Genomic DNA, 26,243 nt, shown 5'->3' with positions numbered 1-26,243 from the left:
CGGCGGAGCTAGCTTCGGTGGCAACAGCCGAACCCCTTGAACCGCTAGGAGAATCGCGATGAGCGCGGACGGATGGTCGTTCGAGACCAAGCAGATCCACGCGGGTGCGGCGCCGGACACCGCCACCGGCGCGCGGGCGACCCCGATCTACCAGACCACCTCGTACGTGTTCCGCGACAGCCAGCACGGCGCAGACCTTTTCAGTCTCGCCGAGCCGGGCAACATCTACACACGGATCAACAATCCCACGCAGGACGTGCTGGAGCAGCGGCTCGCCGCGCTCGAAGGCGGTGTCGCGGCGCTGGCCTTCGCCTCCGGGACCGCGGCCACGACGGCGGCCATCCTCAACCTCGCGAACGCGGGTGACCACTTCGTCTCCAGCCCGGCGCTCTACGGCGGCACCTACAACCTCTTCCACTACACGCTGCCGAAGCTCGGCATCGAGGTCTCGTTCGTCGAGGACCAGGACGACATCGAGCAGTGGAAAGCCGCGGTCCGGCCCAACACCAAGCTGTTCTTCGCCGAGACGCTGGCCAACCCGGGCAGCAACGTCCTCGACATCCGCAAGGTCGCCGACGCCGCGCACGAGGTCGGCGTCCCGCTGATCGTGGACAACACCGTGCCGACCCCGTACCTCGTCCGCCCGATCGAGCACGGTGCCGACATCGTGGTCCACTCGGCCACCAAGTACCTCGGCGGCCACGGCACCACGGTCGCCGGTGTGCTGGTCGACGGCGGCACCTTCGACTTCGGCAAGGACCCCGGGCGTTTCCCGGGCTTCAACGAGGCCGACCCGAGCTACCACGGCCTCAAGTACTGGGAGGCCCTCGGCCCGGGCGCGTACGCCGCCAAGGCCCGCGTCCAGATCCTGCGCGACACCGGTGCCGCGATCGCGCCGCTGAACAGTTTCCTGATCCTGCAGGGGATCGAGACGCTTTCGCTGCGCCTGGAGCGGCACGTGTCGAACGCGCAGGCACTGGCCGAATGGCTGGAGCAGCGCGACGAGGTCGAGAAGGTGTACTACGCCGGGCTGCCGTCGAGCCCGTACCACGAGGCCGCGAAGAAATACCTGCCGAAGGGGGCCGGCGCGGTGCTGTCGTTCGACCTGCACGGCGGTGCCGAAGCCGGACGGGCCTTTGTGGACGGTACGGAACTGCACAGCCAGCTGGTCAACATCGGCGACGTGCGCAGCCTGATCGTGCACCCGGCCTCGACGACGCACAGCCAGCTCACGCCGGAGGAGCAGCTGTCGAGCGGTGTCACGCCGGGTCTGGTGCGGCTCGCCGTCGGCCTGGAAGGGATCGAGGACCTCAAGGCCGACCTCGAGGCCGGATTCCGGGCGGCCAAGGCTGCTCTGTGACCCAGGCTTCCGATCTCCCTCCCGTCACCGGTGCGTGGCGGGAGGGAAATCCGCCCGGCCGTCGCCGGTTCGTCTCCGGTGTCCAGGCACTCGAAACCGGCGGGACGCTGCCCTTCACGCTCGCCTACGAGACCTGGGGGACGCTGAATCCCGGCGCCTCCAACGCGATCCTCGTCGAGCACGCCCTGACCGGGGACAGTCATGCCGTCGGCCCCGCGGAGGAAGGCCACGTCAGCCCCGGCTGGTGGGACGGCCTGATCGGACCGGGCAAGGCGATCGACACGGACGCGTTCTTCGTCGTGGTCCCGAACGTGCTCGGCGGCTGCCAGGGTTCGACCGGCCCGTCCTCGCCGCATCCGGACGGAAAACCTTGGGGCAGCAGGTTTCCCGCCGTGACCGTACGGGACCAGGTGGCCGCCGAGACCGTCCTCGCCGACGCGCTCGGCATCGGCCGGTGGGCCGCGGTGATCGGCGGTTCCATGGGCGGGATGCGCGCGCTGGAATGGGCGGTGAGCGGACCGGACCGGGTCGCGGCGCTGCTCGTCCTCGCATCGACGGCGCAGGCGTCGGCGGACCAGATCGCCTGGGCCGCGCCGCAACTGCACGCCATCCGGTCCGATCCGGGCTGGCACGGCGGTGACTACCACGACATCCCCGGCGGCGGCCCGGACGCGGGCCTCGGCATCGCGCGCCGCATCGCGCATGCGACCTACCGCAGCGAAGCCGAACTGGCACAACGCTTCGGCCGTCGTCATCAGGACGGTGAGGATCCACTGCGCGGCGGTCGCTTCGCGGTCGAGTCCTATTTGGACCATCACGCCGGAAAGCTGACCCGCCGGTTCGACGCCGGCAGCTACGTGGTGCTCACCGAATCGATGAACACCCACGACGTCGGCCGCGGCCGGGGCGGTGTGGCGAACGCGCTCGGCCGGATCACCGCGCGCACGGTCGCGGCCGGAGTGGACAGCGACCGGCTCTACCCGCTGTACCAGTCGCAGGCCATCGCGGTCGAGGTCACCGGGGCGGAGTTCGCGGTCATCGCGTCGCCCTACGGGCACGACTCGTTCCTGATCGAGACCGAGCAGATCGCGCGGCTGGTGAAGCTCCTGCTCGGCTAGCGGGGATCCGGCGCCGGAAGAGTCGTGGTGTCGCGAAAGCCACTTTCGGGACATCAGACGTCGCGAAAGTGGCTTTCGCGACACCCGCCGGCGTACCAACCTGCCCGGCTAGTCCGCCACGGCGTCCGAGATCCAGGGTGCCACCGGCAGGTCCCGGTCCAGGCATTCCGCCGACAGCCGGATCGTCCAGCGCAGCGCCTGCAGCACCAGGCTGTCGACCTCGTCCGGCGCGGCGTTGGCGAGCGCGATCTCGACCTGTTCCTGCGCGGCCTCGCTGTTGCCGTGCACCTCGGCCAGCAGCGTGCGCACGGCCGTCCGCACGGGCGGGTCCGCCTGGTCGATCGAGACCTCTTCACCGTCCTCGTCGAACACCTGCACCTTGACCGGCGCGCTGCCGCCGTCGCCGAGGGTCGACACCATGGCGCTGCATTCGCCGAACAGCATCATCACGAGTTCTTTGGTCTCGTCGGAGCGGGCCTGCGGCTCGGCGGCGGTCGGCGCGAGCTCGTCGAGCGCTTCGGCGTCCTCCCCGAGGCTGATCGCCACGAGCGCACGCTGCGCCTTTTCGACGAGCCTCCGCTCGTACTCGCTCCTGTCCGGCTCCACGTGCCTATCAAACACCAGAGGACGGAAAAGTGGGGATAGGCCGAAACCCGGTCGTGGTCACTTGGCGGCGTGCAGTGCACCCAGCGCGAGACGGCAGAGCATCTCGGCCAGTTCGCTGTCACCGAGATGGCGGTTGTACGGCGTCGAGTTGATCAACCCGAAGACCGCGTGCGCCGCCGAGCGAGCCTGCCGCTCGCCGATCCCGGGGACGGCGTCGCAGATCGCGCGCACCCAGACCTCGACGTACTGGCGCTGCAGGGCGCGGACCTGTTTGCGATCACTGTCGGTGAGATTGGCGAGGTTGCGTTCCTGGACGGTGATCAGCGCGGGATGCGCGAGCGCGAATTCGACGTGAAAATCCACCAATGCTTCGAGAACCTCGCCCGGCTCGTCCCGCTGGCTCGCCCTGGCCGTCCCGCCGTCGAGGAGATAGCGGCTGATCGAGTTCAGCATCTCCCCGAGGATGGCGTCCTTGCTGCGGAAATGCCGGTACAGCGCCGGGCCGGAGATGCCGACGGCCGCGCCGATGTCGTCGATGCCGACGCCGTGGAAACCGTGGTGGGCGAAGAGCTCGGCGGCGGCGGCCATGATCTGTTCGCGCCTGTTCGCCTTCTCGCCGTTCACGAGTGGGGTGGGGTTCGCCGGCATCTGGCCATATTAGGGCCGCGTGTTAGCGAGCGCTAACACGTGGCCGTACTTCCAGCCTGAGCCAAGCGGGTTACCTGGGGAAATGACCCTTTTGCGTGGAGCTACCACCTGGTAATGCTGTCTCTCGTTAACTTGTCACGAAGGAGTGACCATGGCCGTCCCTGCTCGGATCAAAGCTCTTTCCTTCACTCGTTTAGGTGCGGCCCTGGGGGTCGCTGTCCTTGCCACCTTCGGTCTCGCGGGCACCGCCCAAGCGGCGACCAACTATGTGGCGCTCGGTGACTCGTACTCGTCCGGCGTCGGTGCCGGCAGCTACGGGAACTCGGGTGACTGCATGCGCAGTGCCAACGCCTATCCCCAGCTGTGGGCCAACGCCCACGCCGGGACCACCTTCAAGTTCGTCGCGTGCTCGGGGGCGCGCACCGGCGACGTCCTCAACCAGATCGCGAACGTCACCTCCAGTGCGACGCTGGTGACGGTCTCGGTCGGCGGCAACGACGCCGGCTTCGCCGACGTCATGACCACCTGCACCACCAGCGGTGACCAGACCTGCATCAACCGGGTCAACACCGCGAAGACCTACGTGAACAACACGCTTCCCGGGCTGCTGGACAACGTCTACAGCAAGATCAAGGCGAAGGCGCCCAGCGCGAAGCTGGTCGTCCTCGGTTACCCGCAGTTCTACACGGTGCCGGGTTCGTGCTCGGTCGGGCTGAGCGACGCGAAGCGCACCGCGATCAACTCGGGTTCCGACACGCTGGCGTCGGTGATCTCGTCCCGCGCTTCCGCGCACGGTGCGAAGTTCGTCGACGTGCGGAGCGCCTTCGCCGGGCACAACATCTGCTCGTCGGCCGACGACTACCTGCACAGCCTCACCTGGCCGATCGTGAACTCGTACCACCCGACGGCCACCGGTCAGCGGGGCGGCTACTACAACCCGCTGGTCTCCGCGATCGGCTGACCTCGCTCGAAGTACATGAAGGCCCCCTTCCTTGCGCCTAGGTACAGGAAGGGGGCCTTCACGTACTTCCGGGGTGCGGTGGACAGAGTGGGTTAGTGGGCGTTAACCTGACCGAACGAGTTAACGACGGCTAACTTGGCGACGAGGAGCCATGGACACACCCGTACTGAGCACTTCGGCCGATCCGGGCAGCGACGAGTACGCCCGCAGCGTCACCTCCCATGCCGAGCTGGTCGAGGACCTGCGCAAGCGGCTCGCCGCGGCCCGGCTCGGGGGCCCGGAGAAATCCCGCACCCGCCACGTCGAGCGGGGCAAACTCCTGCCGCGCGACCGGGTCGACACCCTCCTCGACCCGGGTTCGCCGTTCCTGGAGCTGTCCCCGCTGGCCGCGACCGGACTGTACGACGACGAGGCGCCGTCGGCCGGGATCATCACCGGAATCGGGCGGGTCTCCGGCCGCGAATGCGTGATCGTCGCCAACGACGCGACGGTCAAGGGCGGCACGTACTACCCGATGACGGTCAAGAAGCATCTGCGCGCGCAAGAGGTCGCGCTGCACAACAACCTGCCGTGCGTCTACCTGGTGGACTCCGGCGGCGCGTTCCTGCCGAGGCAGGACGAGGTCTTCCCGGATCGTGAGCACTTCGGCCGGATCTTCTACAACCAGGCCACGATGTCCGCGCGCGGTATCCCGCAGATCGCCGCGGTGCTCGGATCCTGCACGGCTGGTGGCGCGTACGTCCCGGCGATGAGCGACGAAGCGGTGATCGTGCGTAACCAGGGCACCATCTTCCTCGGTGGCCCGCCGCTGGTGAAGGCCGCGACAGGGGAGGTCGTCACGGCCGAGGAACTCGGCGGCGGCGACGTCCACTCGCGCCAGTCCGGCGTCACGGATCATCTGGCCGAAGACGACGCCGACGCGCTGCGCATCGTTCGCTCGATCGTGTCGACTTTGGGGCCGCGTACGCCGCGCCCGTGGGACGTCCTCCCGACGGAGGCGCCGGTCGCCGACCCGAACGAGTTGTACGGCGTCGTCCCGACCGACCCGCGTGTGCCCTATGACGTCCGCGAGGTCATCGCCAGGATCGTCGACGGCAGCCGGTTCGGCGAGTTCAAGAAGGAGTACGGCTCGACGCTGGTCACCGGGTTCGCCCGGATCCACGGCCACCCCGTCGGCATCATCGCGAACAACGGCGTCCTGTTCGCCGAGTCCGCGATGAAGGGCGCGCATTTCATCGAGCTGTGCGACAAACGCTCGATCCCGCTGCTGTTCCTGCAGAACATCACCGGTTTCATGGTCGGCAGGGCCTACGAGGCGGGCGGCATCGCCAAGCACGGCGCGAAGATGGTCACCGCGGTGGCCTGCGCGCGCGTCCCGAAGCTGACCGTCGTCATCGGCGGCTCGTTCGGCGCGGGCAACTACTCGATGTGCGGCCGCGCGTACTCGCCGCGGTTCCTGTGGATGTGGCCGAACGCGCGGATCTCGGTGATGGGCGGCGAGCAGGCGGCGTCGGTGCTGTCCACCGTCCGCCGGGACGCCATCGAGGCTCGCGGCGGTGAATGGTCCGCTGAGGACGAAGAGGCCTTCAAGGAGCCGATCCGCGACCAGTACGAGGCGCAGGGCAGCCCGTACTACTCGACGGCGCGGCTGTGGGACGACGGCGTGATCGACCCGGCGGACACCCGCACGGTGCTCGGCCTCGCGCTGTCCGCGACGGCCAACGCGCCTTTGTCCGATGTCAACTACGGCGTTTTCCGGATGTGAGCATGTTCGACACGGTTCTGGTCGCCAACCGCGGGGAGATCGCCGTCCGCGTGATCCGCTCGCTGCAAGGGCTCGGCATCCGCTCGGTCGCGGTGTACAGCGACGCGGACGCCGACGCCCGGCACGTCCGGGAGGCGCACACCGCCGTCCGTATCGGCCCGGCCGAAGCGGCGAAAAGCTATCTGTCCATTCCCGCGATCGTCCAGGCGGCGCTCGACACGGGCGCGCAAGCGGTCCACCCCGGTTACGGTTTCCTCGCGGAGAACGCGGAATTCGCCCGCGCCTGCGCCGAGGCCGGGCTGGTCTTCATCGGCCCGCCGGTCGAGGCGATCGACGCCATGGGCGACAAGATCCGCGCCAAGGCGACGGTGTCCAAGGCCGGTGTCCCCGTGGTGCCGGGAGCCTCCGATGTGGATATTCCCGAGGGCGGTTTCGCGGCCGCCGCGGAGAAGGTCGGTTTCCCGCTGCTTCTCAAGCCGTCCGCCGGTGGTGGCGGCAAGGGTATGCGGCTGGTCACCGAACTGTCCGAATTGGACGCCGCGGTCGAGTCCGCCCGCCGCGAGGCCAAGGGCTCGTTCGGTGACGACACGCTGCTCATGGAACGGTTCGTCACCACACCGCGCCACATCGAGATCCAGGTGCTCGCCGACACGCACGGCAACGTGATCCACCTCGGTGAACGCGAATGCAGTCTGCAGCGGCGGCATCAGAAGATCATCGAAGAGGCGCCGTCCGTCCTCCTCGACGAAGCCACGCGCGCCAAGATGGGCGCGTCCGCGGTCGAGGCGGCGCGCTCGGTCGGCTACGTCGGCGCGGGAACGGTCGAGTTCATCGTGTCAGCCAAGGCGCCGGACGAGTTCTTCTTCATGGAGATGAACACGCGTCTGCAGGTCGAGCATCCGGTGACCGAACTGGTGACCGGGCTCGATCTCGTCGAATGGCAGGTCAAGATCGCCGCCGGCGACGTGCTCACCGTGTCGCAGGACGACGTCCGGCTGGACGGCCACGCCGTCGAAGCCCGCGTCTACGCCGAGGATCCCGCTCGCGGATTCATCCCGACGGGCGGGACCGTGCTCGCGGTCCACGAACCGTCCGGCGAGGGCGTCCGCGTCGACTCGTGGATGAGCGAGGGTGCGGTCATCGGCTCGAACTACGACCCGATGCTGGCCAAGGTCATCGCCTGGGGCCCGGACCGCGCGGCCGCGTTGCACCGGCTCGATCTGGCGCTCGCGGACACCGCGCTGCTCGGCCTCGGCACCAACGTCGCCTTCCTGCGCGGGCTTCTCGCCGACGGCGACGTCCGCGACGGCAAGCTCGACACCGGCCTCGTCGACCGGAGACTGTCCACTTTGGTCTCCGAAGAGGTGCCGCCGGAGTTCTTCGTGGCGGCGGCGCTCGACAGGTTGCTTTCCCTGCAGCCCCAAGGGGCCGTCGTCGACCCGTGGGACGTCCCGGACGGCTGGCGGCTCGGCGCGTCCGGCGGGATCGACTTCGCGTTGAAATCGGGAAGTTCCGAAGCCGTCGTGCGAGTGCAGGGGACCCCGGCGAACGCGCTCGTCAGCGTCGACGGCGACGAGCCGGTCCGGATGTCCGCGCGGCGCGAGGGCGATCTGCTGGAAGTCCGGCATCCCACCGGTTTCCACCGCTACCGGCACGCCGCCGGGAGCGGGAGGACGGTATGGCTCGCGCGTGACGGTCACAGCTTCGCGATCGGCGAGCGCGAAAGGCTGCGCTCGGCCGCCGGTGCCGCGGGTGGCGCCGGACCGGTGACCAGCCCGATGCCCGGGACCGTGCTGGTGGTCAAGGCCGCCGCCGGTGACGTGGTGAGCGCCGGGACCCCCCTCGTGGTCGTCGAGGCGATGAAGATGGAGCACACGATCACCGCGCCGATCGACGGCGTGGTCAGCGAACTCCCCGTCCGGGTGGGCCAACAGGTCGCGCTGGACGAGACGGTAGCCGTCGTGACACCCCAAAAGGATGAGCAATGATCGACTTTCGGCTGGATGACGAGTACGAGGCGCTGCGCAAGACGGTCGAGGAATTCGCGCGCTCCGAGGTCGCCCCGGTCATCGGCGACCTCTACGAGCGGGAGGAATTCCCGTACGAGATCGTCGCGAAGATGGCCGACATGGGCCTGTTCGGCCTGCCCTTCCCCGAACAGTACGGCGGCATGGGCGGCGACTACTTCGCGCTCTGCCTGACGCTGGAGGAATTGGCGCGCGTCGATTCCTCGGTCGCGATCACCGTCGAGGCGGGCGTTTCCCTCGGTGCCATGCCGATCTACCGCTTCGGCACCGAGGAACAGAAGGAGAAGTGGCTCCCGGAGTTGTGCGCAGGCACCGCGCTCGGCGCCTTCGGGCTCACCGAACCCGGCGGCGGCTCGGACGCCGGCGCCACCCGCACGCGCGCGAAACTCGACGGCGACACCTGGGTGATCAACGGCAGCAAGTCGTTCATCACCAACTCCGGCACCGACATCACGAAACTGGTCACGGTCACCGCCGTCACCGACGTGAAGGAGAACGGGCGCAAGGAGATCTCGGCGATCATCGTCCCGTCCGGCACCCCGGGCTTCGCCGTCGCGCCGAAGTACTCGAAGGTCGGCTGGAACTGCTCGGACACGCACGAGCTCTCGTTCGACGACGTCCGTGTCCCGGCGGAGAACCTGGTCGGCGAACGCGGCCGCGGCTACGCCCAGTTTCTGTCCATTTTGGACGAAGGCCGGGTCGCGATCGCCGCGCTGAGCGTCGGGCTCGCACAGGGCTGCGTCGACGAATGCCTGCGGTACGTCAAGGAACGCGAGGCGTTCGGGCACAAGATCGGGGAGTATCAGGCGATCCAGTTCAAGATCGCCGACATGGAGGTGCGCACGCACACCGCGCGGCTGGCGTACTACGCGGCGGCGTCGAAGATGCTGCGCGGCGAGCCGTTCAAGAAGGAGGCGTCGATCGCGAAGCTCGTCGCGTCGAACGCCGCCATGGACAACTCGCGCGACGCGACGCAGATCTTCGGCGGGTACGGCTTCATGAACGAGTTCCCGGTGAGCCGCTTCTACCGGGACGCGAAGATCCTGGAGATCGGGGAGGGGACCTCGGAGGTGCAGCGGATGCTGATCGCGCGGCACCTCGGCGTCGCCTGACACTTCGGCGCACTGTCCCGCAAGTCCGTGAAGGCCTCCTTGAGGGACCCTGGGTCCCTCAAGGAGGCCTTCACGGACCGGGGACCAACCGCAGTCCGAGCGCGACAGAAAGTCCGCGAGCGCCCACGATGTTGTAGAACGGTGGTATGAGCGATTTCATCATCCGCCAGGGTGGTTCTGGGGACTTTCAAACCTTGCTGGACATGTTCGACGAGGCCGTCGCGTGGCTGGCCGGACGCGGCAGTGAAGGACAGTGGGGGACCGAGCCGTGGTCCACGATCCCGAAACGGGTCGAGCGGGTCCGCGGGATGGTCGACGGGTCGGGGCTGTACATCGCCGAGATCGACGGTCAGGCGGCCGGGGCGACCATCCTCGGTGACCGCTTTCCGCATGTCTCGCCGGTCGACGAGCCGGAGATCTACCTCGGGCTGCTGTTGACCTCGCGCCGGTTCACCGGTCACCGGGTCGGCTCGCGGCTCATCGAGTTCGCGCTGGCCGAGGCACGGGAACGCGGTATCGGGCTGGTGCGGGTCGACTGCTGGGCGGGCGGTGACGGCGACCTGCAGCGCTATTACGAAAGCCAGGGCTTCAAGCCGACGGAACGCTTCGACGTCAACGGCTGGATCGGGCAGGTGTTCGAGCAGCGCCCGTAGGACTGGCGTCCTCGCGGCTTCCGGTGCACCATAGTTGACACATCGCCAACAGTGCCCCGGACAACGAAGTCGCAGAGGAGCCCAGCATGGCCAAGCGTGAACGTTCCCTGGCGGGCAAGGTCGTCGTGATCACCGGAGCGGCGCAGGGCATCGGGGCCAGTACCGCGACGGCGCTGTCCCGGCTCGGCGCCAAGGTGGTCATCGGCGACCTGGACCAGGTCCTCGCCGAGAAGACCGCCGCCGAACTGGGCGCCGAGGCATTGCCGCTCGACGTCACCGACACGAAGGGCTTCACCGAGTTCCTCGACGAGGTCGAGCGGCGCGTCGGCCCGATGGACGTGCTGATCAACAACGCGGGCATCATGCCGCTCGCGCCGCTCGACGAGGAGGACGACGCGGCGACCCGCAGGCTGCTCGAGATCAACCTGCACGCGGTCATCCATGGCACCAGGGAAGCCGTGAAGCGGATGCGCCCGCGTGGCACCGGCCACATCGTCAACATCGCCTCGATGGCGGGGAAGGCCGGATTCCCCGGCGCCGCCACCTACTGCGCGACGAAACACGCCGTCGTCGGTTTGTCGGAATCGGTGCATCTGGAATTGCGCGGGACGGGCGTGCTGGTGTCCTGCGTGATGCCCGCGGTGGTGCGCACGGAACTGGCCAGCGGGCTCGGCGAGGCGAAGTTCTTCAAATCGGTGCGGCCCGAAGATGTGGCGCAGGCCATTGTCGATGCGTTACGCCGTCCCAAGTTCGACGTCTTCGTTCCCGCGTCGCTGGACGCCATGGGCAGGATCACACGGTTGCTTCCGCGCCGTCTCGGCGAAGGGCTGGTTCGCACGCTCGGCGGCGACAGGATTTTGTCCTCCGCCACGCATTCCAGTGCTCGCGCGGAGTACGAGTCGCGTGCCGCGCGGAGTGCCCCGGCGGCGGACAAGAGTACCGATTCTTAACTCGTACGGCCTAGCGACTGTCCGAAATGGACGGCCTGAGGCGGCCGCGATGTTGAGTCGCGCGCCCGCAAGCGGCAAGATTACGTCTTACCGCGTTGATTCCTCAGGAGGCACACCATGGCCACACCGCCGGCACGGCTCGCCGCCGCCGCGTCGAACGTCGTCGGGAAGGTGCTGCACGGAGGTGTCGCCGATCTTCGCCCGGTGCCGCGCGTCCTGATCGACCAGGGCCCCAATCGTTCGCTGTACCGGCTGACGAACGGCAAGGGCCCCCAGGCCGGCCCGCCGGTGCTGCTGGTGCCGCCGCTGGCCGCGCCCGCGCTGTGCTTCGACCTGCGCCGCGGTTGCAGCCTCGCCGAGCACCTGGTCGACGGCGGCCGCAACACCTACCTGGTCGACTACGGGAACGTCGCGTTCTCCGACCGGCGCCTCGGCATCGAGCACTGGATCGAGGAGGTGCTCCCGCGGGCGATCCGCAAGGTCAGCGAGGACTCCGGCGGCCAGGGCGTGCACGTCGTCGCCTGGTGCCTCGGCGGGATCTTCTCCCTGCTGACCACCGCCGACCAGCCCGATCTGCCGATCGCGTCGATCGCGACCATCGCGTCGCCGTTCGACTTCACCGCGATCCCGCTGATCGCCCCGTTCCGCCCGCTGGTGGATCTCACCGGCGGCCACCTGCTGACCCCGATCTACCGCGTGCTCGGCGGGGCACCGTCCTATTTGGTCAGCCGGGTCTTCCGGGCGACCGGGATCAGCAAGGAGATCACCAAACCGCTGGCCATCCTGAAGAATCTCGACGACCGGGACTACCTGGCGCAGATCGAGGCCGTCGACCACTTCATGGACAACATGATCGCCTACCCCGGGCGGACGTTCGGCCAGATCTACCACCGGTTCTTCCGCGCCAACGACCTCGCCGAGGGCACGGTCGACCTCAACGGCCGCATCATCGCGCTGTCCGGGGTCAAGGTGCCGACGCTGGTCATCGCCGGGCAGAACGACACGATCGCCCCGCGCGCGGCCGTCGAACGGCTCACCGAACTGCTGGACAACTCGCCGTCGGTGACCTTCGAGACCGCGCCCGGCGGGCACCTGGGCGTCCTCACCGGCCGGAAGGCACGCGGGACCACGTGGCGCTACCTCGACCGGTTCCTCGACGAACAGGCCGCCTGAGCCTCAGCCGGCGAGTTCGTCGTCCTCGCGCTGGGTGATGGCGCTGCGCAAGGACTGGCGTGGCGCGATCATCTCCACCATTTCGGTGACCTGGAGCCAGGCCTCGGTGATCTCGGCGGTCGCGCGATCGCGTTGCAGGACGATCGTGGACAACGTCAGCGCGGTGAGGCCGACGGTGGCGGCGTAGGCCTGGACGTGCAGCATCCTGGCCGCCAGCTCGTAGGAACCGTACGGGCCCAGCCCGCGGGCCGCGGCGACGATCGTGAAGGTGCAGACGCACAGGGAACACAGCAACGCCCCGGCTTGCCGGAAGCGCAGCGCCGCCCAGATGAGCACGGGGAAGATCAGGAACAGCTTCGCCGTCGCCGTGGACGCGAGGACCGCCGTGCCGAGACCGATGAGCGCGAGCGCAACCGCCTCGCCCCAGCGGCCGAGCGGAACCCGCTTGGGCATGCGGAACCTCGGCGCCAGGAGCAGCAGAGGTGTGACCGTCAGGACGCCTATCGCGTCGCCGGTCCACCACACGAGCGCGGTCGCCCAGAAGTCCCCGGGACTCAGCCCGTCCCCGAGGACCAGCACGCCGGTGCCCAGCGTGGCGCTGACGGCCGTGCTCCCGATCGCCCCGACCGCCACCAGGAGGACGGCGTCGGGAAGCCGGTCGAGCCGAGTGCGGAAACCCAGCCGCCGCATCACCGCGTACGCCAGCATCGGGCCGATCGTGTTCCCCGCGGTGATCACCATGACCGTGACCAGGGAGGGGCCGAGGGCGATGTTCGTCAGGAGGGCGCCGAGGAAGATCCCCGGCCAGAACCGCGGTCCCAGCAGCATCGGCACCGCCAGCGCGACACCCGCGGCGGGCCACAGCGGCGAGATCTGCTCCCGCACGATCGCCCACTGGATCCCGATCCGGGCCGTCGCGAAGTAGCAGACCGTGACACCGAGGACGATGAGACACCAGCGTGCGGCAGGGGGAAGCTGTCGAGCGGCGAGTCTCATCGCGACTCCGGCCTTGGCGGGCAAAGGGAGGTTAGAGAGTACCTCTGTCCGGCAGCCGCGGCGGTTCACTTGATGGTGTTGTCGTTCTGTTGGTAATAAACGAAAAAGGCCTCGTGAGTGGCAAGGACGGTTCTAACCGTCCTTGCCACTCACGAGGCCCACGGGCTACTTGAGTTCGGCCGACGTCTTGCCCAGGATCCGGCGCGCCACGATCAGCTGCTGGATCTGTTGCGTGCCTTCGAAGATGTCCAGGATCTTCGCGTCCCGGCTCCACTTCTCCAGCAGCGATTCCTCGGTGTAGCCCAAGGTTCCGGCCAGCTCGACGCATTTGAGCGTGATCTCGACGACCGATCGGCCCGCCTTCGCCTTGGCCATCGAGGCCTGCAGCGAGTTCGGCTTTCGGTTGTCGGCCATCCAAGCCGATTCCATGGTCAGCAGGTACGCCGCTTCGTAGTCCGCTTCCAGCTGCAGGAACGTGGCGGCCGCCGCGTGCTGGCTGTGGACGGGCTTGTCGTAGTCGATGGTCACGCCGGCGTCGGTGAGGATCTTCCGGGTCTCCTCCAGTGCCGCGCGGGCGACACCGATGGCCATGGCGGCGACCAGCGGCCGGGTGTTGTCGAAGGTCTGCATGACCCCGGCGAAACCCTTGGCGGTGTCGATCTCCGGCGTGCCGAGGAGGTTCTCCTTGGGCACGCGGACGTTCTCGAAGCGCAGCACGGCGGTGTCGGAGGCGCGGATGCCGAGTTTGTGCTCGACGCGCACCACCTCGAAGCCGGGCGTGCCCTTCTCGACGACGAACGACTTGATCGCCGCACGGCCCTTCGTCTTGTCCAGAGTGGCCCACACGACGACGGCGTCGGCGCGCTCGCCCGCGGTCACGAAGATCTTCTCGCCGTTGATCACGTACTCGTCGCCGTCCAGGCGCGCGGTCGCGGTGATCGCGGCGGAGTCCGAGCCGCAGTCCGGTTCGGTGATCGCCATCGCGGCCCACAGCCCGGAGAACTTCTTGAGCTGTTCGTCCGTGGCGACCGAGCCGATGGCGGCGTTGCCGAGCCCCTGACGCGGCATGGACAGCAGCAGCCCGACGTCGCCCCAGCACATCTCGATCGTGCCGAGCACGATGTTGAGATTGGAACCGTTGCGGTTGCCCGGTTTCTCGTTCTTCTCGGACCGGCGGACACCCGCCGCGCCCGCCCCGCCCTCACCGGAGGAGTTCAGTCCGTCCAGCAGCGCGGCGAACATGTCGAGTTCGGCCGGGTAGGTGTGCTCGGCGCGGTCGTACTTGCGCGAGATCGGCCGGAACACCTCGGCCGCGGCCTGGTACGCCTGGTTGATCAGGGTGCCGGCCTTCTTCGGAACCTCAAGGTTGATCATGACTGCCTTTCCCAAGTCCTAGAGAAGGACGGCGCCTTCCATCACGCCGATCGCACGGAGGTCGCGGTACCAGCGTTCGACCGGGTGTTCCTTGACGAACCCGTGTCCGCCGAGCAGCTGCACCCCGGCGCTGCCGATCTGCATTCCCTTGTCGGCGGCCAGTTTCCGGGCCAGCGCGACCTCACGGGCGTACGGCTTGCCCTGTTCGGCGCGGGCGGCGGCGCGGAGCGCGACCAGCCGCAGTCCTTCCAGTTCGATGGCGATGTCGGCCACCGAGAACGCGACGGCCTGCCGGTGACTCACCGGTTCGCCGAAGGCCTTGCGCTCGTTGACGTACGGCACCACGTAGTCGAGGACGGCCTTCGCGGTACCGGCGGCCAGCGCCGCCCAGCCGAGCCGCGAGAGCCGGACGACTTCGGTGAAGACCTCGGCCTTGCCCCCGCCGAGCAACGCCCCGGCGGGCAGGGCGACCTTCTCCAGGTGCAGCTTCCCGGTCGCCGCGCCCCGCAGGCCCATCGCCGGTTCGGACTCGATGGTGACGCCGGAGTTCGACGACTCGACGAGGAACAGCGCCGGACTGGTGCCCGCCGGACCTTCGAGGTCGGCCGACACGATGAACAGTTCGGCGTCCGCGGCACGCGGGACCAGCGACTTCACGCCGTCGAGCTGGTAGCCCTTCGGGGTGCGACGGGCCTTGGTGGCGGGCTTGAACGGATCGAACAGCGCGGTGCGCTCCTGCAGTGCGAGCGCCGCGGCCGGGACGTTCTCGCCGACGAACGCGGGCAGGTAGTCGGCCTGCTGCTGCTCGTCGCCGTAGGACACCAGCGCGGTGCTGACCGCGGACGGCGCGAGCACCGCGACCGCCAGTCCCAGGTCGCCGTGCGCGAGGGCCTCGGCGACCAGCGCGTTCGTGACGACCGACCGTTCGGTGCCGACCCCGCCCAGCTCTTCGGGGATGCCGACGAGCGTGATGCCGAGTTCGGCGGCGCGGCTCAACAGGCCCTCGGGCGCCTGGAGCTTGGCGTCGGCGTCGGCCGCGGCCGGCCGCAGCTGTTCGGCCGCGAACTCCGTCACGGTCTCGACGATGAGCTGCTGGTCCTCACTCGGGGTGAGATCGAACAGCCCGGTGTCCTCGGCCGGCGCGAGCCGCGCGGGCTTGCCGAGCTTCTGGGCGGACTTGAAGGTCCGTCCCGCCGCGCCCGCGACCCGGAAGCCGTTGCGCGTCCCGGCACTGACCAGGTTCTGCACGGGCTTCCGAAGTCCGGCCCGTTCAATGACCTTGCTCCCGGCCAGCCGGGTGAGCGCGGACAGGCCAAGGCCCATCGCGTCTCGTTTCCTAGGCGCACCCACGGTGAGTCTCCCTGCCTCGCTTACCTACTCGTGAGTAGGTTAACTCTCCTCGGGCGGATGCGCCACCACGGGGGAGGCGAACGTCACGCCGGTGAGTGATTCGGGCGGTCGGGAAGGACCGGATTACTCACGATCTTGCGCCTCTCGAAGACCACGAGACCTACCGCCGCCAGCGCCACGGCGCCGACCAGGACGATCGCCGGCACCAGCTCCAGCAACGGTGTCGCCGCCAGCAGGACCGCCGCGAGTACCAGCCGCTGAATGTTCCACGAGCCCAGGTTCCGCCGCCGCAGCCCGCTTAACGCGATCAGGTAGAGCGCGAACCCGCCGGTCAGCGCCCAGATGGGCGTCCCGTGGAGACCGTCGACGAGGCTGTGGTGTTCGGTGTCGGACACGTACAGCAGCGACTTCTTCAGTCCCAGCGCGACGAGCACGATCCCGGCGATGAGCGGGAGGTGCAGGAACGTGTACGTGTCCGTCCCGATCCGCACTCGCTCCACGCCCTCCGCGCGCTTCAGGTTGTGCTCGGACACGTGCGCGACGACGGCGAAGTACATCCACCACATCGCCGAAGCGAGCGTGAGCCCGAAGACGGCGGCCAGTGTGATCGGCCAGGACATCGGGTACGAGCTGATCCCGATGCCGATCGCCACGATCGACTCACCCAGCGCGATGATCACGATCAGCCCGAACCGCTCGGCGAAGTGGCCGGGCTGGTGCAGCCGCCAGTCCGAGGACCGGGTCCGGAAGACGTTGACGTAGTCGGCCAGCATCGCGATGGCCCAGATACCGAGCTGTACCCAGCCGGAGAAGAAGGCCGCGACGGTCAGCAGCGCGACGCTCGGCAGCAGCCCGACGAACATCTTCAGGACGACCTTGCGCAGCTCCGGGTCGGTCCGCGCGGCGCCGAAGTACGCGGTCAGGTGCAGCAGCCGCACGACGAAGTAGCACCCGACGAACATCAGCGGCGCGTACAGGCCACCGGGAAGGTCGGTGAAGGCCTCCGGGATGGTCAGCGAGACCAGGAACATCGTCCCCATCGCGGCGAACATCGCCAGCTGGGCGATGCCCCGGTCCACATGGAGGGTGTTGGCCAGCCAGGCGTAGGCACACCAGCACCACCACAGCACGGCGATCATCGCCACGCCCTGCCCGATGCCGAGCGGGGTGAGGTGATCGGCCATCAGCTGCGTGGTCTGGGTGATGGCGTAGACGAAGACCAGGTCGAAGAAGAGCTCCAGCGTGGTGACCTTGTGGTCTTCTTCCCGGGTCACCAGATGCAGGCCGCGTTTCGTGGGCACGCGCACATCGTGCCCTTCACTCCTTCGCGGCACACGCGAGTTTGCTCAGAGCTGACCTTCAGACTCCGAGCACGGCGTGCATCAGCGTCGTCAGCTCGGCCTCGATGTTCGGGCGGCCGTTGACCCGCCGGGTGCGCGCGAGGTCGTTCGCGATGGTCAGTGCCGCGTGCACGGTGATCTTCACTTCGCGCAGGCTCAGTTCCGGCCGGACTTCCGAAGCCAGTGCGATCCAGCGCGCGACGTAGTCCCGCTGGACCCGGATCAGGTCCGCCTTGTCGCGTTCCGGCAGTTCCATGGGGCTGCCGGAGAACGACACCAGCAGTTCGGGCGTGTGCAGCAGGGTGTGCACATAGGACGCCGCCAGCCTGCGCAGCGCGTCGCGTTCGTCGTCGGTCCGCAACGCGCGTTCCGCGGCGAGCGCCAGCCTGTCGGCCGCTCGATGCCCGATCGCCACCATCAGCGCCGCCTTGCTGGGGAAGTGCCGGTACACGCTGGGCCCGGCGATCCCGGCCGCCGCGCCGATCTCCTCCATGCTCACCGAACGAAAGCCGCGTTCCCCGAATAGTCCGGTCGCGGCCGCGAGGATCTGCTCGCGGCGGGATGGCTCGCCGAGCGCGAGCGACGGCGTTTCTTCCGGCGGCTCCACGGGCTCGGGCAGTGTGACATGCAGCACCGACTCGGCCAGCTGCACCAGGATCTGTGCGAAGCGTTTCTTCGCCACGGACGTGTGATGCACGGAGACACTGCCGAACACGCTCAGCCCCGCCCAGCACAGCAGCTCGGCATCGTCGGCGGTCAGTTCGGGGCGCAACGCGAGCAGTGCCTTCGACCACGCCTCGAGCACCGCGCCCGACCGGCGGCGGATCTCCCGCCGTCCCTCCCGGGGCAGGTGCCTGCCCTCCCAGCGCCACAGCGCGGCGACCTCCCGCCGCTCCACGGCCTGCGCGGCGAGAGTGCCCAGCAGGGCGTTGACCTGGGCGGGCACGGGAAGGTCGACGTCGGCGAGTGTCTCGGTGGTGGCCGTCTCCATGTCGTCGATGCCGGACAGCACGACGTAGGACAGCACAGCCTGCTTGTCCGCGAAATGCCGGTACAGCGCGGGCCCGGTGATCCCGGCCGCGGCGGCGATGTCGTTGATGCCGACGCCGTGGAACCCGCGGGCGCGAAAGAGCTCCGCGGCGAGGCCGGCCAGCTGGGCCTTGCGGTCGCGCGGTCGCGGGGAACGCTCGGTCGGGTGATCCATAGGTGAACACACGATAGCGCCGGTTGCGTGCATCGCAACCCATTGACACCATGGGGTTATCGCGGTTTATGTTAATGACCATTAGCATGGCTACTGGCCGGTACGATCCGGCTGTGTTCATCTCTGATACAGCGCCGTACTGCGGAGGAGTTTTTCTGTGAGTAGCGAGGCCTACATCTACGAGGCGATCCGTACGCCTCGCGGCAAGAACAAGGGCGGTGCCCTCCACGGCACCAAGCCGGTCGATCTCGTGGTCGGCCTCATCGAGGAACTGAAGGTCCGGCACCCGAACCTCGACCCCGCCGTGATCGACGACATCGTCCTCGGCGTCGTATCCCCGGTCGGCGAGCAGGGCGCCGTGATCGCGCGCACCGCGGCCTTGAACGCGGGTCTTCCCGAGTCCGTCGCCGGTGTGCAGCTGAACCGCTTCTGCGCCTCCGGCCTCGAGGCCACCAACACCGCCGCGCAGAAGGTGCGTTCCGGCTGGGACCAGCTGATCATCGCCGGCGGTGTCGAGTCGATGTCGCGCGTGCCGATGGGCTCCGACGGCGGCGCGCTGTTCATGGACCCGGCCACCGCGTACGACAACTACATCGTCCCGCAGGGCACCGGCGCCGACCTGATCGCCACCATCGAGGGCTTCTCCCGCGAGGACGTCGACGCGTGGGCCGTCCGCTCGCAGGAGAAGGCCGAAGCGGCCTGGTCCGGCGGCTACTTCGCGAAGTCCGTCGTCCCGGTGAAGGACATCAACGGCGTCACGATCCTCGACCACGACGAGCACCGTCGCCCGGGCAGCACCATCGAGGGCCTCGGCAAGCTCAAGCCCGCCTTCGCCGGTATCGGCGAGCTGGGCGGCTTCGACGCCGTCGCGCTCCAGAAGTACCACTCGGTCGAGAAGATCAACCACGTCCACACCGGCGGCAACTCGTCCGGCATCGTCGACGGCGCCGCGGTGGTCCTGGTCGGCAACGAGCAGGTCGGCAAGGACTTCGGCCTGACCCCGCGGGCCCGCATCGTGGCCACCGCGACCGTCGGCTCCGAGCCCACGATCATGCTCACCGGCCCGACCCCGGCCACCGAGAAGGTCCTCAAGATCGCCGGCCTCACCCCGGACGACATCGACCTGTGGGAGCTGAACGAGGCCTTCGCCTCGGTCGTCCTCAAGTGGATCAAGGACCTGCACCTCGACGAGGAGAAGGTCAACGTCAACGGCGGCGCCATCGCGATGGGGCACCCGCTGGGCGCCACCGGCGCGATGCTGGTCGGCACCGTCGTCGACGAGCTGGAGCGTCGTCAGGCGCGCCGCGCCCTGGTCACCCTGTGCATCGGCGGCGGCATGGGCGTCGCGACCATCATCGAGCGGGTCTGAGGAAGAGACAATGACTGAAGCGAAGACCATCCGCTGGGAGCAGGACGCCGACGGCATCGTCGTGCTCACCCTGGACGACCCGAAGCAGTCCGCCAACACGATGAACGCCGACTTCCGCGAGTCGCTCGGCGTGGTCGTCGACCGCCTGGAGGCGGAGAAGGACAGCATCACCGGTGTCGTTCTCACCTCGGCCAAGAAGACCTTCTTCGCCGGCGGCGACCTCAACGACCTGATCCAGGCCAAGCCGGAGAACGCGGCCGAGATCACCGAGAGCAGCGCCCTGATGAAGGGCCAGATGCGACGGCTCGAGCAGCTGGGCAAGCCGGTCGTGGCCGCCATCAACGGCGCCGCGCTCGGCGGCGGCCTCGAACTCGCGCTCGCGACGCACCACCGCATCGCGGCCGACGTCAAGGGCAGCCAGATCGGCCTCCCCGAGGTCACCCTCGGCCTGCTCCCCGGTGGCGGTGGCGTGGTCCGCACCGTGCGTTTGCTGGGCATCCAAAGCGCGTTGCTGAACGTGCTTCTCCAGGGCCAGCGGCACCGCCCGGCCAAGGCCAAGGAACTCGGCCTCGTGCACGAGCTCGTCGGCACCGTCGAGGAACTGGTCCCGGCCGCGAAGGCGTGGATCAAGGCCAACCCCGAGGGCGGCGTGCAGCCGTGGGACGTCAAGGGCTACAAGATCCCGGGCGGCACCCCGTCGAACCCGAGCTTCGCGGCGAACCTGCCCGCGTTCCCGGCGAACCTGCGCAAGCAGATCAAGGGCGCGAACATGCCCGCCCCGCGGGCGATCCTCGCCGCGGCCATCGAGGGTTCGCAGGTCGACTTCGACACCGCGATCACCGTCGAGACCCGCTACTTCATCAGCCTCGCCACCGGCCAGGTCTCGAAGAACATGACGAAGGCGTTCTTCTTCGACCTGCAGAGCATCAACTCCGGCGGCTCGCGTCCGGACGGCTTCGAGAAGTACACCGCCAAGAAGGTCGGCGTCGTCGGCGCGGGCATGATGGGCGCCGCGATCGCGTACGTCTCGGCGAAGGCCGGTATCGACGTCGTGCTCAAGGATGTCACCCTCGAAGGCGCCGAAAAGGGCAAGGGCTACGCGGTCAAGCTGGAGGAGAAGGCTCTTTCCCGCGGCAAGACCACGCAGGAGAAGTCCGACGCGCTGCTCGCCAAGATCAAGCCGACCGACAAGGCGGAGGACTTCGCCGGCGTCGACTTCGTGATCGAGGCCGTCTTCGAGAGCGTCGAGCTGAAGCACAAGGTGTTCCAGGAGATCGAGGGCATCGTCAACCCCGACGCCGTGCTCGGTTCCAACACCTCCACGCTGCCGATCACCGCGCTCGCCGAGGGCGTGCAGCGGACCGAGGACTTCATCGGGATCCACTTCTTCTCGCCGGTGGACAAGATGCCGCTGGTCGAGATCATCTGCGGTGAGAAGACCTCGCCCGCCACGCTGGCGAAGGTCTTCGACTACACGCTGCAGATCAAGAAGACCCCGATCGTCGTCAACGACAGCCGCGGTTTCTTCACCTCGCGCGTCATCGGCACGTTCCTCAACGAGGCCGTCGCCGCGCTGGGCGAGGGTGTCGAGCCGGCGTCGATCGAGCAGGCCGGTTCGCAGGCCGGATACCCGGCCCCGCCGCTGCAACTGATGGACGAGCTGACCCTGACGCTGCCGCGGAAGATCCGCAAGGAGACCCGCGAAGCGATCGAGGCCGCCGGCGGCACCTGGAACGCGCACGCGTCCGAGGGTGTCATCGACCGGATGGTGGAGGAGTTCGACCGCAAGGGCCGTTCCACCGGCTCGGGCTTCTACGACTACGACGAGTCGGGCAAGCGGACCGGTCTCTGGCCGGGCCTGCGCGACGCGTTCAAGTCGGGCAGCGCCGAGGTCCCGTTCGAGGACCTCAAGGAGCGCATGCTGTTCGCCGAGGCGCTCGAGACCGTGAAGTGCTTCGACGAGGGTGTGCTCACCACCGTCGCCGACGCCAACATCGGCTCGATCTTCGGTATCGGCTTCCCGGCTTGGACCGGTGGTGTCATCCAGTACATCAACCAGTACGAGGGTGGCCTGCAGGGCTTCGTCGACCGCGCGCGTCAGCTGGCCGAGCGCTACGGCGACCACTTCAACCCGCCCGCGTCGCTGGTCGAGAAGGCCGCGAAGGGCGAGATCTACGAGTAAACCCGTGCAATGAAAGGCCCCTTCATCGCGAAATTTGCGATGAAGGGGCCTTTCATGTCGTCCGGGGTCTAGCGGGACGACGGTTCCAGCGCTACGTGCGGCAACCGCCGGTCCAGCCACTGCGGCAGCCACCAGGCGCGTTCCCCGAGCAATCGCATCACCGCGGGCACCACGAGACAGCGGATCACGAACGCGTCCACCAGCACCGCGACCGCCAGCCCGAGACCGAACTGCGCCAGCATCCGGTCGGGGTTGAGCAAGAACGCCCCGAACACCAGGATCATGATCACCGCCGCGGCCGTGATCACCCCGCCGGTTGAGGCGAGTCCCTCGCGGACGGCGTGGCGCGCGTCCCCGGTGCGCCGCCATTCCTCGTGCATCCGGGACACCAGGAACACCTCGTAATCCATGGAAAGCCCGAACACGATCGCGAAGATCAGCACCGGCACGAACGCCTCGATCGGTCCCGGCTGCGCGCCGAACAGGCCGTCGCCGAACACCGCCGTCATCACGCCGAGCGCGGCGCCGATGCTGAGCAGGTTCAGTACGGCCGCCTTGAGCGGGATCAGGATCGAGCGGAACACGACCATCAGCAGCAACGCCGACAAGCCGACGACCACCAGCACGAACAGCGGCAGCCGGGCGCCGACGGCGTCCGCGAAGTCCACCGCCGCCGCGACACTCCCGCCGACCAGGTATTCGCCCGGCAGATCCGGTAGCACCTCGGTCCGCAACCGTTCCACCAGTTCGGCGGTCGCTTCGTCCTGCGGTGAAGAGGTGGGGAAAGCGAGAACCGTCGTGACGCCCTGCCCCATCGGTGGCGTCACCTCGGCGATTCCTGGCGTGGCTTCGAGTTTCCGTCGCAGCGCGACGCCGTCGCCGTTCTCGGTGACCACGATCAACGGCTCGCTGAACCCGGGACCGAAACCCTCCGCCATCAGGTCGTAGGCCTGCCGGGTGGTCGACGTCGCCGGATCCGTGCCCGCGTCGGCGAACCCGAGGCGCATGCCGAGCGCGGGCAAGGAAAGCCCGATGAGGACGAGCAGCCCGATCACGAGCGGCACCATCGGCCGTCGCTGTACCGCGTCCCCGAGCTTGCCCAAGGCCTTGCCTTGTTGTCGTTTCGCGGCGTGCTTGCGGATGCCCTTTTCCAGACGGCGGCCGAAAAGGGAGAGCAGCGCGGGCAGCAGGGTGATCGAGGCGAGCATCGTCACGAGCACGGTCAGCGCCACCGCGAGCGCGACCCCGCGCAGCGAACCGAGGCCGAGCGCGAGCAGACCGAGCAGCGCGATGATCACCGTGCCGCCGGCGAACAGCACCGAGCGGCCCGCGGTGTCCAGTGCCCGCCGCGCCGCCTGTTCGCGGTCGAGACCGGCCAGGATTTCGCCGCGGTAGCGGGAAAAGATGAGCAACGCGTAGTCCACGCCGACACCGAAACCGACCAGCATCATCAGCGGCGCCGTGTAACTGGCGATGTCGACGAACCGGCTGACGACCACGATCACGCCGAGCGTGCTGCCGACGGCGAAGATCGCCGTGATCACCGGGAGCCCGGCGGCGAGGATCGAGCGGAACAGGAAGACCAAGATCACCAGCGCGGCCAGCAATCCGACGCCCTCCGACGAGCCGCCGCTCTCACTGGTCCGCTCGATCGGCTCACCACCGAGTTCGACCTGGAGCCCGGCCGACTCGGCCTTCTTCGCCGTGTCGACGACGCGCACGATGTCGTCGTACGGCAGATCGTTCGACTCGAGGTCGAAAGCGATCGCGGCGTAACCGATCGTGCCCTCACGCGAGATGGCCGACGGGGTGTCGAAAGGACTCGTCACCGACTTCACGTGCGGCTGGTTCCGGACTTCGGCGAGCATCGAGTCGACCGGCCCGCGTGCGGTCGCGAGTCCGCTGTCGGTTTTGAAGACGATCTCGGCGGTCGCGCCGGTCTGCGCGGGAGCCTGTGCCTTGAACAGGTCCCTGATCTGCTGGGATTCGGTGCCCGGCAAGGAATGGTCGTCGTGGTAGGCGCTTCCGGCCAGCTGTGAACCGAGCGTGACACCGATGAGGGTGAGCAGCCAGAGCGAAACGGCGAGCCAGCGGTGGCGCTGTGACCAACCCGCCAGCTTCGACAGGGTGCCCCCAGGCCGCCTGTCAGAGAGAGTGATGGTGTCCATGGCGGAAAGCATCGGCTTTTCCGCGCGGTGAATCGTCGGGCTGCGGCGGGCAGTCCGCCCGCAACTTCTGGATACCCCTAAGGCGCTTCCCGTACTACCGGGGTTGTGGTCACGGGGTCAACCAGCGAGGGGTGACCATGCCCGATTCGTAGGCCAGCACGACGAGCTGCGCGCGGTCACGGACATCCACTTTGGTCATGATGCGGCTGACGTGCGTCTTCGCCGTCGCCGGGCTGAGCACGAGTTCCTTTGCGATTTCGTCGTTGGACAGGCCGGCCGCGACGAGGCTCATCACCTCGCGTTCCCGTTCGGTGAGCCGGTTCAGCACAGGCGAGGGAGCGGGGCGGGCCACCCGGCTGGCGAATTCGGAGATCAGGCGGCGGGTGATCGACGGCGCGAGCAGCGCGTCGCCCCGGGCGACCACCCGGACACCGTGGATCAGCTCCTCCGGCTCGGTGTCCTTGACCAGGAACCCGCTGGCGCCCGCGCGCAACGCGCCGTAGACGTCCTCGTCGAGGTCGAAGGTGGTGAGGATGACGACCTTGACCCCGGTCAGTGCCGGGTCTTCGAGCAGATGCCGGGTCGCGGTGAGCCCGTCCATCACCGGCATCCGGATGTCCATCAGGATCACGTCGGGTTTGTGCTCATGCGCGGCTTCGAGGGATTCGCGGCCGTCCGCCGCTTCGGCGACCACGGTGATGTCGTGCTCACCGTCCAAGATGGACTTGAATCCGGCGCGGACCAGCCGCTGGTCGTCGACGAGCAGGACCCGGATCATTTCTTCACCCGCAAGGGAAGCCGGGCGCGCACACGGAAACCGCCGTCTTCGCGCGCGGTCGCCGTGAGCTCGCCACCGAGTGCCTCGGCCCGCTCGGTCATACCGCGGATCCCGTTGCCGGGTTTCGCCGTGCCTCCCCGGCCGTCGTCGTCGATCTGCACGGACACAGCATGGGGCGTGTAGCCGATCCGCACCACGACGGTGTCCGCGGCGGCGTGGCGCGCGACGTTGGTCAGTGCCTCCTGGACGACACGGAAGGCGGCGTGTTCGACGTCGGGCGGCAGCTCCGTCGCCGTGCCGTCGATCTCGGTCCGGACGGTCAGCCCGTGCGCGCCCGCCGACTCGGCCAGTTCGGCGACGCTGGCCAGGCTCGGGGTGTCCGCCTGCCGCAGCATGCCCAGGGTGGCGCGGAGTTCACGCAACGCGTCCTTGCTGGTCTGTTTGATCGTGGTCAGTGCCTCCTCGGATTTGGCCGGATCCTTGCCGTGCAGGGCCGCGCCCGCCTGGACGTTGATGAGCGCCAGGTTGTGGCCGAGGACGTCGTGCAGTTCGCGCGCGATCCGGAGCCGCTCGTCCGTGGCCCTGCGCTGTGCCTCGGTTTCCTTGGTGCGCTCGGCTTCGCGGCGGTAGTACGTCACGGCGCCCACCGCGATCAGTGCGATGAACCAGCCCGCCATAAGCAGGAACGCGAAGTTGTCCACCTGCCGTGCGGCGCCGGTCTGTGCCTCGCCGATCGCGACGCCGCCCATCGAGGCCGCCGCGACGACCGCCGCGCTGCGGATCCGCCCGGTCGAGGCGTTGTTGTACAGCGCGAAGGCGAACGCGAGCAGTACGAACCCGTCCGGATCGGTCTGCGGGTAGTAGATCGCGCAACAGGCCGCGGTGAAGATCGTGACCGGGAGCGGATACCGACGGCGCAGGAACAACGCGGCGCACGCGAGCACCGCGCAGATCCAGCCGAGGACCGCGTTGCGCGGCGGTTCCGCGCTCGCGCCGAGCGAGACCACGAGGGAGCTCGCGAGCACCGCCACGGTGACCGCGATGTCCGCCGCGTACCGCCGCAGGATCGCCACACGACGAGAGTAGCGCGATCCGGGCCGATTGACAAA

At 68.4% G+C, this 26,243-nt stretch carries 21 protein-coding genes; 11 read left to right on the top strand and 10 right to left on the bottom strand.

What is annotated here, in order from left to right; genetic code table 11:
- The first annotated feature begins 58 nt into the window (after nt 1-58).
- The gene (locus H074_RS30055; RefSeq protein WP_007033845.1) at nt 59-1,360 is read left to right on the top strand and encodes a bifunctional o-acetylhomoserine/o-acetylserine sulfhydrylase; all 1,302 of its coding nucleotides are present in this window, start codon (nt 59-61) and stop codon (nt 1,358-1,360) included.
- Nucleotides 1,357-2,478, top strand: a complete 1,122-nt coding sequence (gene metX / locus H074_RS30050) for a homoserine O-acetyltransferase MetX (RefSeq protein WP_007033844.1) — start codon at nt 1,357-1,359, stop codon at nt 2,476-2,478. Before H074_RS30055 ends, metX begins: the two co-directional genes overlap by 4 nt.
- A gap of 108 nt (nt 2,479-2,586) precedes the next feature.
- Here metX and H074_RS30045 read toward each other — a convergent pair whose 3' ends face one another.
- Both H074_RS30045 and H074_RS30040 read right to left on the bottom strand, forming a co-directional pair.
- Nucleotides 2,587-3,084, bottom strand: coding sequence for a hypothetical protein (locus H074_RS30045; RefSeq protein ID WP_007033843.1), 498 nt, complete (start codon nt 3,082-3,084; stop codon nt 2,587-2,589).
- Between the two features lie 57 nt (nt 3,085-3,141).
- Nucleotides 3,142-3,732 (bottom strand): SACE_7040 family transcriptional regulator, encoded by a 591-nt coding sequence (locus tag H074_RS30040; protein WP_007033842.1) that lies wholly within the window; start codon nt 3,730-3,732, stop codon nt 3,142-3,144.
- Nucleotides 3,733-3,883: 151 nt separating this feature from the next.
- Here H074_RS30040 and H074_RS30035 point away from each other — a divergent pair, with 151 nt between their 5' ends.
- The 7 genes from H074_RS30035 to H074_RS30005 all read left to right on the top strand — a co-directional run bounded on the left by H074_RS30035 (nt 3,884) and on the right by H074_RS30005 (nt 12,373).
- Entirely contained in the window at nt 3,884-4,693 is an 810-nt protein-coding gene (locus H074_RS30035) for an SGNH/GDSL hydrolase family protein (RefSeq protein ID WP_007033841.1), read from the top strand.
- 151 nt (nt 4,694-4,844) lie between these two features.
- Complete coding sequence (locus H074_RS30030) at nt 4,845-6,458, top strand: carboxyl transferase domain-containing protein (RefSeq protein ID WP_007033840.1); 1,614 nt, start codon at nt 4,845-4,847, stop codon at nt 6,456-6,458.
- Between the two features lie 2 nt (nt 6,459-6,460).
- The gene (locus tag H074_RS30025) at nt 6,461-8,446 is read left to right on the top strand and encodes an ATP-binding protein (RefSeq protein ID WP_007033839.1); all 1,986 of its coding nucleotides are present in this window, start codon (nt 6,461-6,463) and stop codon (nt 8,444-8,446) included.
- Nucleotides 8,443-9,597: an acyl-CoA dehydrogenase family protein gene (locus H074_RS30020; protein WP_007033838.1), complete on the top strand. Its 1,155-nt coding sequence runs from the start codon at nt 8,443-8,445 to the stop codon at nt 9,595-9,597. The genes H074_RS30025 and H074_RS30020 overlap by 4 nt, the downstream gene beginning before the upstream one ends.
- Nucleotides 9,598-9,743: 146 nt before the next feature.
- Nucleotides 9,744-10,250 carry a GNAT family N-acetyltransferase gene (locus tag H074_RS30015; protein WP_007033837.1) on the top strand — a complete coding sequence of 169 codons (507 nt, stop codon included), beginning with the start codon at nt 9,744-9,746 and terminating at the stop codon, nt 10,248-10,250.
- A gap of 86 nt (nt 10,251-10,336) precedes the next feature.
- Nucleotides 10,337-11,200: an SDR family oxidoreductase gene (locus tag H074_RS30010; protein WP_007033836.1), complete on the top strand. Its 864-nt coding sequence runs from the start codon at nt 10,337-10,339 to the stop codon at nt 11,198-11,200.
- A gap of 117 nt (nt 11,201-11,317) precedes the next feature.
- Nucleotides 11,318-12,373, top strand: a complete 1,056-nt coding sequence (locus H074_RS30005; RefSeq protein WP_007033835.1) for an alpha/beta fold hydrolase — start codon at nt 11,318-11,320, stop codon at nt 12,371-12,373.
- 3 nt (nt 12,374-12,376) lie between these two features.
- Here the strand turns inward: H074_RS30005 and H074_RS30000 are convergent, their stop codons facing one another.
- From H074_RS30000 to H074_RS29980, 5 genes are all read right to left on the bottom strand, one after another.
- Nucleotides 12,377-13,369, bottom strand: a complete 993-nt coding sequence (locus H074_RS30000) for an MASE1 domain-containing protein (protein WP_007033834.1) — start codon at nt 13,367-13,369, stop codon at nt 12,377-12,379.
- 165 nt (nt 13,370-13,534) lie between these two features.
- Nucleotides 13,535-14,743 (bottom strand): acyl-CoA dehydrogenase family protein, encoded by a 1,209-nt coding sequence (locus H074_RS29995; protein ID WP_007033833.1) that lies wholly within the window; start codon nt 14,741-14,743, stop codon nt 13,535-13,537.
- An 18-nt stretch (nt 14,744-14,761) separates the two neighbouring features.
- Nucleotides 14,762-16,066 (bottom strand): acyl-CoA dehydrogenase family protein, encoded by a 1,305-nt coding sequence (locus tag H074_RS29990; RefSeq protein WP_007033832.1) that lies wholly within the window; start codon nt 16,064-16,066, stop codon nt 14,762-14,764.
- Nucleotides 16,067-16,176: 110 nt separating this feature from the next.
- Nucleotides 16,177-17,400, bottom strand: coding sequence for a low temperature requirement protein A (locus H074_RS29985; protein WP_007033831.1), 1,224 nt, complete (start codon nt 17,398-17,400; stop codon nt 16,177-16,179).
- Nucleotides 17,401-17,452: 52 nt separating this feature from the next.
- The gene (locus tag H074_RS29980; RefSeq protein ID WP_007033830.1) at nt 17,453-18,637 is read right to left on the bottom strand and encodes a TetR/AcrR family transcriptional regulator; all 1,185 of its coding nucleotides are present in this window, start codon (nt 18,635-18,637) and stop codon (nt 17,453-17,455) included.
- Between the two features lie 157 nt (nt 18,638-18,794).
- Between H074_RS29980 and H074_RS29975 the strand changes: the two genes are divergently transcribed.
- Both H074_RS29975 and H074_RS29970 read left to right on the top strand, forming a co-directional pair.
- Nucleotides 18,795-20,006, top strand: coding sequence for an acetyl-CoA C-acetyltransferase (locus tag H074_RS29975; RefSeq protein ID WP_007033829.1), 1,212 nt, complete (start codon nt 18,795-18,797; stop codon nt 20,004-20,006).
- 10 nt (nt 20,007-20,016) lie between these two features.
- Nucleotides 20,017-22,188 (top strand): 3-hydroxyacyl-CoA dehydrogenase NAD-binding domain-containing protein, encoded by a 2,172-nt coding sequence (locus H074_RS29970; protein ID WP_007033828.1) that lies wholly within the window; start codon nt 20,017-20,019, stop codon nt 22,186-22,188.
- 68 nt (nt 22,189-22,256) lie between these two features.
- On the opposite strand, the gene H074_RS29965 is transcribed toward H074_RS29970, so the two are convergent.
- From H074_RS29965 to H074_RS29955, 3 genes are all read right to left on the bottom strand, one after another.
- Nucleotides 22,257-24,356 carry an MMPL family transporter gene (locus H074_RS29965; RefSeq protein ID WP_039923674.1) on the bottom strand — a complete coding sequence of 700 codons (2,100 nt, stop codon included), beginning with the start codon at nt 24,354-24,356 and terminating at the stop codon, nt 22,257-22,259.
- A 109-nt stretch (nt 24,357-24,465) separates the two neighbouring features.
- The gene (locus H074_RS29960) at nt 24,466-25,134 is read right to left on the bottom strand and encodes a response regulator (RefSeq protein ID WP_007033826.1); all 669 of its coding nucleotides are present in this window, start codon (nt 25,132-25,134) and stop codon (nt 24,466-24,468) included.
- A complete protein-coding gene (locus H074_RS29955; RefSeq protein WP_007033825.1) occupies nt 25,131-26,207 on the bottom strand; it encodes a sensor histidine kinase in 1,077 nt (358 codons plus the stop codon). Before H074_RS29955 ends, H074_RS29960 begins: the two co-directional genes overlap by 4 nt.
- Nucleotides 26,208-26,243 lie beyond the last annotated feature (36 nt).

The organism is Amycolatopsis decaplanina DSM 44594 (assembly GCF_000342005.1).
Classification (GTDB): Bacteria; Actinomycetota; Actinomycetes; order Mycobacteriales; family Pseudonocardiaceae; genus Amycolatopsis; species Amycolatopsis decaplanina.
This window is presented reverse-complemented; position numbering and strand designations above follow the sequence as displayed.